The 11,592-nt window shown below is 43.3% G+C and carries 9 protein-coding genes; 5 read left to right on the top strand and 4 right to left on the bottom strand.

Features of this window, described 5'->3' with window-relative positions:
* Nucleotides 1-220 precede the first annotated feature (220 nt).
* The 3 genes from BQ7394_RS18230 to mtaB are packed head-to-tail and all read right to left on the bottom strand — an operon-like array spanning nucleotide 221 to nucleotide 3,462.
* On the bottom strand, nucleotides 221-1,252 hold the full coding sequence (locus tag BQ7394_RS18230) for a glycosyltransferase family 2 protein (RefSeq protein ID WP_075558721.1): 1,032 nt from the start codon (nucleotides 1,250-1,252) through the stop codon (nucleotides 221-223).
* A complete protein-coding gene (locus tag BQ7394_RS18225; protein ID WP_075558720.1) occupies nucleotides 1,245-2,132 on the bottom strand; it encodes a lysophospholipid acyltransferase family protein in 888 nt (295 codons plus the stop codon). Before BQ7394_RS18225 ends, BQ7394_RS18230 begins: the two co-directional genes overlap by 8 nt.
* A 1-nt stretch (nucleotide 2,133) precedes the next feature.
* A complete protein-coding gene (mtaB, locus tag BQ7394_RS18220) occupies nucleotides 2,134-3,462 on the bottom strand; it encodes a tRNA (N(6)-L-threonylcarbamoyladenosine(37)-C(2))-methylthiotransferase MtaB (protein ID WP_075558719.1) in 1,329 nt (442 codons plus the stop codon).
* A 208-nt stretch (nucleotides 3,463-3,670) separates the two neighbouring features.
* Here mtaB and BQ7394_RS18215 point away from each other — a divergent pair, with 208 nt between their 5' ends.
* From BQ7394_RS18215 to BQ7394_RS18195, 5 genes are all read left to right on the top strand, one after another.
* A complete protein-coding gene (locus tag BQ7394_RS18215) occupies nucleotides 3,671-4,351 on the top strand; it encodes a hypothetical protein (protein ID WP_075558718.1) in 681 nt (226 codons plus the stop codon).
* Nucleotides 4,352-4,696: 345 nt separating this feature from the next.
* Nucleotides 4,697-5,854 (top strand): 6-bladed beta-propeller, encoded by a 1,158-nt coding sequence (locus BQ7394_RS18210; RefSeq protein WP_075560114.1) that lies wholly within the window; start codon nucleotides 4,697-4,699, stop codon nucleotides 5,852-5,854.
* 108 nt (nucleotides 5,855-5,962) lie between these two features.
* Complete coding sequence (locus BQ7394_RS18205) at nucleotides 5,963-7,627, top strand: AMP-binding protein (RefSeq protein WP_075558717.1); 1,665 nt, start codon at nucleotides 5,963-5,965, stop codon at nucleotides 7,625-7,627.
* 157 nt (nucleotides 7,628-7,784) lie between these two features.
* Nucleotides 7,785-8,006, top strand: a complete 222-nt coding sequence (locus BQ7394_RS18200) for a hypothetical protein (RefSeq protein WP_028726975.1) — start codon at nucleotides 7,785-7,787, stop codon at nucleotides 8,004-8,006.
* Nucleotides 8,007-8,082: 76 nt separating this feature from the next.
* Nucleotides 8,083-10,179, top strand: coding sequence for an outer membrane beta-barrel family protein (locus BQ7394_RS18195; protein WP_075558716.1), 2,097 nt, complete (start codon nucleotides 8,083-8,085; stop codon nucleotides 10,177-10,179).
* Here BQ7394_RS18195 and BQ7394_RS18190 read toward each other — a convergent pair.
* Nucleotides 10,148-11,443 (bottom strand): NAD(P)/FAD-dependent oxidoreductase, encoded by a 1,296-nt coding sequence (locus BQ7394_RS18190; RefSeq protein WP_075558715.1) that lies wholly within the window; start codon nucleotides 11,441-11,443, stop codon nucleotides 10,148-10,150. The two genes, BQ7394_RS18195 and BQ7394_RS18190, sit on opposite strands and share 32 nt — an antisense overlap.
* Nucleotides 11,444-11,592: the final 149 nt, after the last annotated feature.

The following is an 11,592-nucleotide window of genomic DNA, read 5'->3' as shown; positions in this document are numbered from 1 at the left end:
TCTTCACTTTATTTATTGCTGTTATTCCGGATTAAAAGAAATGGCTATCCTTGCCAATTCTAAAGAAGAATTTAGATGTTACATTACAAAACAATCGATCCCGCAACACTGGAACTTCTAAAAAAACTTCAGGCACTTCCTGAGTTTGAGGGTGGGTGGTACTCCCGGAATATTGAGAAGTGGATTGTAGAGTAAAGTCCATAAATCTGAATGGTTGTATTTACTTCAAATCTGTAAACTTTTTTCTCCCTTTCAAATAAAAAGCAACGATCAGGCTTTGCCGCATCAGTTCCGGTATGTCTGTTAGTGTTGTCTTATTTAGGTTCTCCCGGCGTTTGGTCGCATATTCCGGTTTCATCTCGAAGAAGGCTTTGCGGGCTTCGTAAACAGCTTTGGCATTAGGGAAGTGGCCGCACAGCAGAAATTTGGTCGCTGCAATGTAGTCGAGCCAAAAGCGCACGCGCATTACATGCCTCAGGTCTTTTTCCGGTAAGTTCTTATAAAGCATCAACAGGTTATTGCGGAAGTTGAGGAAAGTTTTGCGGGGGCTCTCCACATTCAAAGTCGCACCGCCGACGTGGTAGACGACAGACTGGGGCGTACATACCAGGCGGTAGCCTCGCGAACGTAGTCGCCAGCACATATCTATCTCTTCCTGATGGGCGAAGAAACCGGCATCGAGTCCGCCTACTTCTTTATAGATGGCGGTACGAATAAACAGACAGGCCCCAGTAGCCCAGAGAATATCCGCTTGTGTGTCGTATTGCCCTTCATCTTTTTCTACTACATGCAACATACGCCCCCGGCAATAAGGGTATCCGTAGATGTCCATATAACCACCGGCGGCTCCGGCATATTCGAAATACGCTTTGTTACGCTGTGCCCTGATTTTAGGTTGGGCGGCAACTATTGTCGGATCGGCTTCAAGAGCAGACAATGGAGCATCGAGCCAGCCCGGCGTAACTTCGACATCACTGTTCAGCAGAACGGTATATTCATTGTCTATCTGCTTGATTGCCTGATTGTATCCTTCGGCGAAGCCGTAATTCTTATCGAGCTGAATGATCCGTACGGACGGGAACTTTTCTTTCAGCATAGCAATGGAGGCATCCGTAGAACCGTTGTCGGCAACGACTACTTCAGATAGTTCGGAAGGACTGTAATCGATGACCGACGGAAGGAATTTTTCCATCAGCTTGCAACCGTTCCAGTTCAATATAACAATAGCGACTTTTTTTGAATTACTATGCATCTTCTCGTTTGTATTTCCAACGTTTGTGAGTCCAGAGCCAATAAGCCGGATTACGAAGGATCATCTTCTCCGTCATGCGGGCATACGATTCGGTAATCTCGTTTTCGGCAGTTTGCTTGGCATGGGCTGTCATTAACTTCATTTCAACCGTGTAATATCCGCGCTTCACTTTCTGTACATCGAGGAAGATAACCGGCAGGTCCAGTTTTCGTGCGATACGTTCGGCGCCGTTCAGCATCGGAGTGTCCTGATTCAGGAAGTTTGTCCAGTAATGCAGGTTCGCCTTGCTTGGTGTCTGGTCTGCAATGAAGATCACGATGTTCTTGCTGTTTTCGCGCTTCAGTGTCATCATGTCGCGTACCGTATCATTCTTTTTCATACCATACGAACCGAAGCGGGTGCGGAGAAAGATGAACAGGCGGTCGACTGCCTTATTGTTCAAGGGACGGTAGATTTGCCATAGTCTGGATTCCGTATATACCAGGCTGGAGGCACTGAACCATTCCCAGTTTCCGTAATGTCCCATCAACATCATAACCGTATTTTGTCCTTCCGCCTGTAGTTTGGTTGCGACTTCGGGGTTCTTGATGTGGGCACGGCGTAACACTTCCTCCGGCGATATATGCGCCAGTTTGATCGTCTCGACAATGTAGTCGGAAAAGTGATGATAGAAGGCTTTCTCCAGCCTGCGAAGTTCTATTTTGGACTTTTCGGGAAAGGAGGCTTCCATATTGCGGCGGACTACCCTTATCCTGTAACGGATTACCCTATAGATAAGTACATACAGGATGTCTGACAGTACATATAATACCGGCATGGGCAGGAAAGCATGAACTTTGGCCCATGAATAGATCAATCCGTATTGAATTTTATTCCACATATCAGCTGTTTGTTACTAATTCACAATTCAGTGCGGTACGGTCTTCATTCCAGCCGGTCAGTGTTACCCGTCGGGTTTCGTTTACCAGCGAACTGTCGTAAGGTATCTCTACTTTGATATAATTTTCCGTGAAGCCATGCATCATGCCTCCTTTCCGGGTATGTTCGAACAGAACTTCCGCCTGACTGCCGGTATGGGCATCATAGAAAGCATGTAGTTTCCTGTCGGAAATGTCCAGCAGTTGCTGGCTGCGGGCATGTTTTACTTTCGGGTCTACCGAATGTGCGATCTTCAAAGCCTGTGTTCCCGGACGTTCCGAGTAACTGAACACATGCAGTTGACTGATGTCCAGGCTGTCGATAAAGCTGCGTGCCTCTTCGAACAACTCGTCCGTCTCTCCGCGGGTACCGACAATCACATCCACACCGATAAAGGTGTGCGGCATGATCTCCTTGATCTTCTCGATCTTATGGCGGAAAAGGGCCGTGTCGTAACGGCGGCGCATCAGTTTCAGAACTTCATCGCTTCCGCTTTGCAGGGGAATATGGAAATGAGGGGCGAATCGTTTGCTGGAAGCGACGAAGTCGATCGCTTCGTCTGTGATCAGGTTCGGTTCGATGGAAGAGATGCGGTAACGCACGATACCTTCCACTTCGTCGAGTGCACGGATCAGGTCGATGAATGTTTCACCGGTCGATTTACCGAAGTCACCGATGTTGACTCCCGTCAGTACAATCTCTTTACCTCCTTTGCGGGCTACTTCCTGTGCCTGTTCCACCATGCTGGCGATGGTACCGTTGCGGCTCCGTCCGCGGGCAAAGGGAATGGTACAGTAAGAACAGAAGTAATCGCACCCGTCCTGCACTTTCAGGAAATGGCGAGTACGATCGTCTGCTGAGCAGGAAGGGGAGAATGTGCGTATATCTTTCGTTTGCGAGGCGATCACTGCACCGCCTTCTTCTTTTTTCTTCAGGTCGTCCAGATACATTAATATATCCAGTTTCTGTTCGGCACCGAGAACCAGGTCGACACCTTCTATATGGGAAACCTCTTCCGGCTTGAGCTGTGCGTAACAACCCGTTACAACGATAAAGGCTCCCGGATGTTGTTTGCTAATCCGGCGGATGGCCTGGCGGCATTTCTTGTCGGCAAGCTCTGTCACGGAACAGGTATTAACAACACAGATGTCTGCTTTCTCACCCGCACGGGCTTTGCGTACCCCCTGTTCGGCAAGAACCTTTCCTATCGTGGAGGTCTCTGCGAAGTTGAGCTTGCAGCCCAGGGTATAATAAGCAGCTATTTTGTTTTCAAATACGGTTTTGTCTATCATTGCGATTGAATTATCGCGCAAATGTAGCTAAAATTATTGACATGTAGATTGTTGATGTTTTATCTGGTTACAGCAATGTCGTTATTTATTTAAACTTAGTGAAAGACTTTGTTTTTTATATGATATAGTGAATAGTAAATAGCAATTATATGAATTATTATGAATAACTTTCAGCCAATTTTGTAACAAACTAATATAATGATATAATATGAAAGAGTTATTTTTAAGTTTTAAATATTCCTTTAGCTCAGGTACAGGAGAATTGGAAGGTTATAGATATATTCAAAATGTATTTATTGACATTTATGCTTCAGATATAGAAACCGAAGAAGAAGTGTTAATTGGTAAATCTAGATTAAAATTGATACTAATAAATCAAGCTATTGAAGATCATTTTAGCCTACCGGAACTGTTTGACACAGACCCGGATTTATTTTTTATAGGAGATCAGGTCTTTGATCTGGAAAATGAAAACATTTGTTCTGTTATTCTGGATAAATATCCGGAATGTAGCTTGAGTTTGAATATCGGAGTATTGGATAGGTTGGTACTTATTCCAGAGTATAGGGGATATGGTATTTCTCAGAAAGTGATCAAAGATACGATATTCCATTTTATGACAGCTTGTGGTTTGTTTGTTATTCATCCTTTCCCTTTACAATTTGAAGGAGAACATTGTATGGGAGAAGATACTTGGGAAGACAAGAACTGGTATAAAGGGCTAGAAACCAATGAAAAGAAAGCATTCAAACAATTGACGGCTTTTTATCAAAAGCTTGGATTTGAGCAAATTAAAGGTGTTGAAGATCTATTGTTTTATTGTCCTTTCTATAAAAATAAGAAATTGGATAAGGTAGATTTGAGTGAATTAACTGTTATTCCAGATTAGCACGTATAAGGAGAATATATTTAGAATGGCATGTAGATTGGGCAGATATGGATGCCCTCTGCATGCCATTTTACATACTTCATATTAGGGTTCAACCAGAATTATTATCGGAGTTTTCTTTTAGAGAGCAAGATGCCAGACGTAAGAGTCTGGTCAGGGATAAGATTTGTTTCATACAGTGTTTACTTTCTGTGATTAGGTAAATAGATCAATAATGATTGTTAAAGATAAAGTGTGTAATATAAATTAAGTTGTTTATTTGATGGTGAGTACGTATATTTCGTACGATTTATTCGTTCAAGTGTGAAGATGTTCGTAATTAATATGTATAACAAACAGAAAGAAATGAAAAAGTTAAATGCAAGTCTGGTAATGATTCTCCTTTCAATGGCAGGATTCACAGGATGCCAGCAGTCCGGTAGCCAACATGACGATCTTATCACAGTGGATGTCAGCGCCAGTTATCCCGAGAAGGAACTGGTTCTACAGGATTTTATGGATGTGGAATATGTTCCGTTGGAAACAAATGACGAATTTATTACGCAGGGCATTGTGGAAGCCATCGGTAAGAAGGTCATAGTAGTAAGGAATATGCGGGACGGGAGTATTTTCGTGTATGACAGGGCGACCGGAAAAGGGATAAAGAAGATTAACCGCTTTGGACAAGGTGCCGAAGAATATTCAAGTATTAACTCTATTATATTGGATGACGATAACAGTGAAATGTTTGTATCTGACTATCCCGCACGAAAAATATCGGTGTATGATCTGTCCGGAAATTATAAGAGAAGTTTCAAGTATGCAGATACCGGCTATTATGACGATATCTTCAATTATGATCGTGATCATTTGATTTGTTACAAGAAATATTCGACACCGAAAGAAGATGAACAGGCATGCCATTTACTTGTTTCTAAGCAAGACGGAAGTGTCACCCGTGAAATCCGAATCCCTTTTAAAGCGTATAAGACACCGGTCATTATGAAAGATGAATTGACGGTTGTGCCTGAGTTTCACCTGATGTTCCCTAATCAGAATAATTGGATACTTGTGAACACCTCGTCCGATACGTTGTACAACTATTTGGCTGATGGCAATATGTATCCTATCATTGCGCGGACTCCCTCCATCAATACCATGGAAACGGAAGTCTTTCTTTTCCCGACCGTTATTACCGATCGTTATTATTTTATGCGGGCTATGAAGAAAGAGCTTGACTTCAAAACGTTTAGAGGATTCCCTGGTACCGATTTGTTCTATGACAAACAGGAAAAGACTCTCTCTCAGTTTACCATGTATAATGGTGATTATTCAAATAAGAGATCGATTTCATTCCTTTTTAAACCCCGCAACTCCGAAATTGCAATCAGCCAGTCTTTGCAGGCTCCTGACCTCGTAGAAGCCTATGAGAAAGGAGAGTTGAAAGGCAAACTGAAAGAAGTTGCAGCAGGTTTGGATGAGGAAGCCAATCCGGTGATTATGTTGGCAAAGTACAAAAAATAAGAATATAAACCGGCAGATGAATGTAGCGGTTAAGGGTTAAACTCTCCCTATCTGTTGTGTATCTGCCGGATAGTCTGTATTTTTGCACGAAATTTAAGCATCTGTGCTATGATACAAGAGAACTTCATTAAGATATACGAAAACAGTTTCAAGGAAAACTGGTCGTTACCCGCCTTAACAGATTACAGCAAGAACGTCACTTTTACATTTGAAGATGTTGCGAAGGAGATTGCACGCATCCATATTCTGTTTGAGGAGTGCCAGATCCGCCGGGGAGACAAGATTGCCCTGATCGGTAAAGACAGTGCCCGCTGGTGTATTGTTTATATGGCGGCTGTGACCTATGGTGCGATCATAGTACCGATCCTGCAGGATTTCAATCCGAATGACGTGCATCATATTATCAACCATTCCGAATCAGTGTTCCTGTTTGTCAGCGACCGTATCTGGGATTCGTTGGAAGAAGATAAGATCGAAGAGATACGCGGTGTATTCTCTCTTTCCGATTTCCGTTGCCTGCATCAGCGTGACGGTGAAAGTATCCAGAAGCTAATGAAGTCGATGGATGAAAAGATGGCAGAGAAGTATCCGAACGGGTTTTCCAAGAACGATATCAAATATGCCGAACTGGATAACGACAAGGTTGTCTTGCTGAACTATACTTCCGGTACGACCGGTTTCAGTAAAGGCGTTATGCTGACAGGCAACAACCTGGCCGGTAATGTGACTTATGCCAAGACACTGGATCTGATGTATCGGGGTGATCGTGAATTATGTTTCCTGCCGTTGGCGCATGCCTATAGCTGTGCTTTCAATTTTCTGGTACCGATGGCTGTCGGTGCACATGTATATATGTTAGGGAAAGTTCCTTCTCCGAAGATTTTGCTGAAAGCATTCGAAGAGGTGAAGCCGAACCTGATCCTGACTGTTCCGCTGATTCTGGAAAAGATCTATAAGAAAATGATTCTTCCCCAGTTGAGTAAGACGACGATGAAGCTGGCTTTGAATATCCCTTTGTTGGATTCCCGTATCTATGCACAGATCCGTAAACATCTGGTGGATGCTATGGGAGGCCGTTTCCGCGAGGTTATTGTCGGAGGAGCTGCCATGAACCAGGAAGTAAGTGATTTTCTGTATAAGATCAAGTTCCCGTTTACGATCGGTTACGGAATGACGGAATGCGGACCGCTGATCAGTTATGACAATAATCGCGAATATGTACTAGGTTCTTGCGGGCAGATACTGAAAGGTATTATGGAGGTACGTATCGATTCTGATGATCCGTATAATACGGTAGGGGAGATTCAGGTTCGTGGTGAGAACGTCATGAAAGGCTATTATAAGAATGAAGAAGCGACTAAAAATGTTTTTACCGAAGACGGCTGGCTTCATACCGGCGACCTGGGAACGATCGACCACGATAATCGTATCTTTATCCGTGGCCGCAGTAAGACAATGATCCTGGGTGCCAGCGGACAGAATATTTATCCGGAAGAGATCGAATCGAAGATAAACAATCTGCCTTTTGTCATGGAAAGTATCGTTATCGAGAAAAACGGTAAGTTGGTGGCTTTGGTTTATCCTGATTATGATACGGTGGACGGAACCGGTATTTCTCATACCGATCTGCCGGTCATTATGGAACAGAACCGGATTGAGTTGAACAAGCAGTTGGCTTCCTATGAAGTGGTATCTGAAATACAGTTATACCCGACCGAGTTTGAGAAGACTCCGAAGAAAAGTATTAAAAGATATTTATACAGTAACTACTAATCTCTATTATTGTCTCTTGATTAACAGTCTCTTGCATTCGTTGCAAAAAATATTTGAAAAAAAAGTCTCTTATGTTGTACAACATATTTGATTAATACATACATTTGCATCGTTTTAAGACAAGAAGATATTATAGACCGTTTAAATTAAAGACAAAATGAAAAAGTTAGTTGCATTTGCTGCTATCGTTGCAGCCGTTTCTTTCACATCTTGTGGTAACAAATCTGCAGAATCAAATGCTGAAGTTGCTGAAACAGAAACTACAGTAGAAGAAACTCCTGCAGTTGTTGAAGAAGAAACAGTAACAGAAGAAGTTGCTCCTGCTGAAGGTGATTCAACTGCTGTTGCTACTGAAACAGAAGCTGCTCCTGCTGAATAATATTCAGTAAACAGTTAGAAGGACAGTCTGTATGCTTACACATACAGACTTTTTTTGTTTATAACGGTATATCAATATGAAAAGAAATCTACTCATTATCCCAGTTGTCGCGTTGTTCAGCCATGCGTTGTCAGCCCAGAATCCGGTCGACATGAATCTATTGTTGCAAAATGTAGAAATACAGGGAAAGCGTTTTTCCGGCTTGAACGGGGGAGAGGTCAAACGTCTGCAGGTCGATAAGAGCCTGAGTAGTGTGACGGGGACTGTCTCGGAAGCCTTTCGCCAGATGCCTTCGCTGGTCACTGATATTGAAGGGGGAGTGACTTATCGCGGTTCCAGTAAGGCGGGGATGCTGATCAACGGTATTCCTTACGGATTGCTGGAAGAATATAGCGGAGATGTCCTGATCCAGTTGCCTGCTTTGTTCTTCAACCGTATCTCCATGTCTGCCTTGCCCGGTATCTCGCTGGTTCCCGACGGTGATGCCGGTGTACTGAATCTTTCTTCAGCCAACTATACGAAATCCGATTCTCCTTTGACGGTTACATTGGGGGCCGGGTTACAGGAACGGTATAATGTCGGTGCGGTCGTCAATCTGCATCCGGGTAAATTCCATATTGTCGGAAAATATAATTATCGTAAGGAATACCGTGAACGTTCATTCGATAAGACTACATGGACGGAGGCGGGTACGACCCTGATGAACAACAATGCGAAGGCACGTCCCGATGTTCATCTGGCGGATTTGAGCGTTGGTTACGATCTGACTTCAAATGACCTGCTGACGGTATATGGACTGTATCATTTAATGGATTACAGCCGTTATGGCGGGATCAATAATAAGGTCTTGAATCCGGATGGGACTGTGAAGAATCAGATGACGCGCCACCGTTACAACGACCAGCGCCAGGATGCTTATGCTGTGGAAGCGAGATGGAATCATCGTTTTGCCAATCCGCTGGATCAGTTAAGTGTGACATTCAATTACAATGATTTTAGTTACGATGAGGATAATCAGTATGAGAATGAAAAGCCGGGCACTGGAAATATCCTGAAGAAAGATAATATGTTCGCCAATCAGGACAAACATAATTATTATTTGTCTGCCGCATTCAGTAAATCGTTTACAAACGACTGGTATTTCAAAGCCGGTTATATCGGACGTATAAAAGATGAAAAGTACAGGACTGAGACGAACGATATCAGCCTGGATGACGGTATCTGGACTCCGGTAGATAATAAGACATACGATTATTCTTTCAACCGGAATACTCATTTGCTGTATGCTTCTGTAGATAAGCGATGGAATCGTTTTTCAGCCGAGGCTGGTTTACAGGCGGAGATAAATGCACAGGAGTTTAAGACTTATGTCCCGGAAGTGGATAAGTCGGAGACTTCGGATTCGGAAAGAAGTCATACTCGTTTCCATCTCTATCCACGTGTGAAACTGTCTTTGCAAACCAGTAAATCCGGTAGCCTGTCGTTGAGTTATCTGCAACGGGTGATCCGTCCTTACGGAGCGGATCTGAATCCTTTCATTCAGTATGGCGACCCGACGCATTTGACACAGGGAAATCCTGACCTGAAAGATGAGTTCATTCATTCTTTGGAGTTGTCTTATTTATTGGTGGCGGATCGTTTCCGTTTCTCTCCGGCTATTTATTACCGGAATAAGTCAAACCGGATCATGGAAGTGGTGAATGATGAGTCTGTCTGGCAGAAAGAGAATATCGGACACAGCCAGTCATTCGGTTTTGAACTGTCCGGCAACTGGAATCCTATCCGTATACTGAATATCGGTTTCTCCGGAAATGTATATAAAGATGAGATTGACGGACGTACGGTCGGCTATGATGAAAAGAAATCGATGGTTTGTACGGATTGGAAGGGGAGTGTAAGTATTGCCATAACACCGACCACCGAGTTTCAGTTGGATGGTTTCTTTATTTCGGACCAGTTGACACCGCAGGGAAAAATAAAGAGCCACAGCAGTGTGAATGCCGGACTTTCGCAGTATTTTATGAATCGTAAATTGCGTGCTAACTTAAGTATCAATAATATCTTCGACGGTCTGGAGGAGACAACGATTATCGATACGAGTAAAATGCATATGGAGCAAATCCGTAATCGGGATGCCCGGGTTACGTGGTTGACGTTGACTTATGCTTTTTAGGTATATAGAGTATCAAACGAATAGACTGATCGTAAGTAAAGTAGCTCCATACCCATTCTATCAGTACCATCAACTTATTCTTGATCCCCAGGATAGAACGTAAATGAACCAGCATCCACACCATCCAGGCAATAAACCCTTGTAACTTCAGCTTTTTTAGATCGGCGACAGCTTTGTTGCGTCCTACGGTTGCCAGTGTTCCGAGATTTATGTAATGGAAGGCTTTCAATGTCTTCCCCGATTCCAGGCGTTTGAGGTTATCTGCAAGCAGATTTCCCTGCTGGATAGCTACCTGGGCTACTTGCGGATGACCGTTCGGGTATTCTTCTTCTGTCTGGAAACAAACATCGCCGATAGCAAAAACGTTTGTCATCCCTGGCATCTGGTTAAATTCATTGACTGTGATCCGGCCACCCCGGTTCAATGCTTCTTTATCGATATGATCAAAATGTGTGGCGGTTACACCACTGACCCAAACGAGGGTTTTGGTTGTGATAGTGGAGTTGTCATCCAGTATGACTTTTCCATCCTGATAGTCTGTTACCCGTTTATTCAGTATGATGTTTACGCCCATCTCTTTCAGGAATTTCTCTGCGTTCTCGGATGCTTCGGTAGACATTACTCCGAGTAACCTGGTAGAACCTTCTATCAAATAGATATTCATATCCGACTGTTTCAGGTCCGGATAATCCTTCGGCATAACGAATCTTTTCATTTCAGCCAGTACTCCGGATACCTCTACGCCAGTGGCTCCACCACCAACGATAACCACATTCATCAGTGCTTGTTTTTCTTCCGGATCGGTAGAGATTGTAGCCTTTTCAAAGTTGGAAAGCAGGGTGTTCCTTAGTTCGAGAGCTTCCTGGATCGTTTTCATCGGCAATGCTTTTTCTTCAATAGTCTTGTTACCGAAGAAATTGGTGATGGTACCGGAGGCTATCACCAGATAGTCGTAGCTCAGTTCACCGATCGATGTCTCGATCAGGTTTCGTTCGGCGATAACGGCTTTCACTTCTGCCATTCGGAAGTAGAAGTCTTTCTGTTTCTGGAATATCTTTCGGAAAGGAAATATGATTGATCCCGGCTCCAGACCGGATGATGCTACCTGATACAATAAGGGGGGGAACTGATGGAAATTGTTCTTGTCAATCAAGACTACCTGGAAGTTGCTTCCTTTCAGTTTATTGGCCAGCTTTAATCCCCCAAAACCACCACCAATAATAACAACCCGTTTCTTATCTGTTTTTGCAATGTTGAAGCCCATGATGTTATTGTTTTATGAATCACTTTTCTTATAAAACAATTCATAAACAGATAAGTTTGAAGGTAAGGCGTCATAATAAAGAGGTTTATGGAAGTTCGGTAGTAGCTCTTACTTTGAGTGTTTCTTATCCAATTGAAATAATTTAAAAT

This window comes from Parabacteroides timonensis (genome assembly GCF_900128505.1).
Lineage (GTDB): Bacteria > Bacteroidota > Bacteroidia > Bacteroidales > Tannerellaceae > Parabacteroides > Parabacteroides timonensis.
The sequence above is the reverse complement of the archived record's forward strand: the minus strand, read 5'-3'. Positions and strand labels throughout refer to the sequence as shown.

Coding starts and splice junctions, on each gene's coding strand:
- BQ7394_RS18230 (WP_075558721.1), bottom strand. CDS start 1,252: ATGCATAGTAATTCAAAAAAAGTCGCTATTGTTATATTGAACTGGAAC.
- BQ7394_RS18225 (WP_075558720.1), bottom strand. CDS start 2,132: ATGTGGAATAAAATTCAATACGGATTGATCTATTCATGGGCCAAAGTT.
- BQ7394_RS18215 (WP_075558718.1), top strand. CDS start 3,671: ATGAAAGAGTTATTTTTAAGTTTTAAATATTCCTTTAGCTCAGGTACA.
- BQ7394_RS18190 (WP_075558715.1), bottom strand. CDS start 11,443: ATGGGCTTCAACATTGCAAAAACAGATAAGAAACGGGTTGTTATTATT.
- BQ7394_RS18200 (WP_028726975.1), top strand. CDS start 7,785: ATGAAAAAGTTAGTTGCATTTGCTGCTATCGTTGCAGCCGTTTCTTTC.
- BQ7394_RS18210 (WP_075560114.1), top strand. CDS start 4,697: ATGAAAAAGTTAAATGCAAGTCTGGTAATGATTCTCCTTTCAATGGCA.
- BQ7394_RS18205 (WP_075558717.1), top strand. CDS start 5,963: ATGATACAAGAGAACTTCATTAAGATATACGAAAACAGTTTCAAGGAA.
- mtaB (WP_075558719.1), bottom strand. CDS start 3,462: ATGATAGACAAAACCGTATTTGAAAACAAAATAGCTGCTTATTATACC.
- BQ7394_RS18195 (WP_075558716.1), top strand. CDS start 8,083: ATGAAAAGAAATCTACTCATTATCCCAGTTGTCGCGTTGTTCAGCCAT.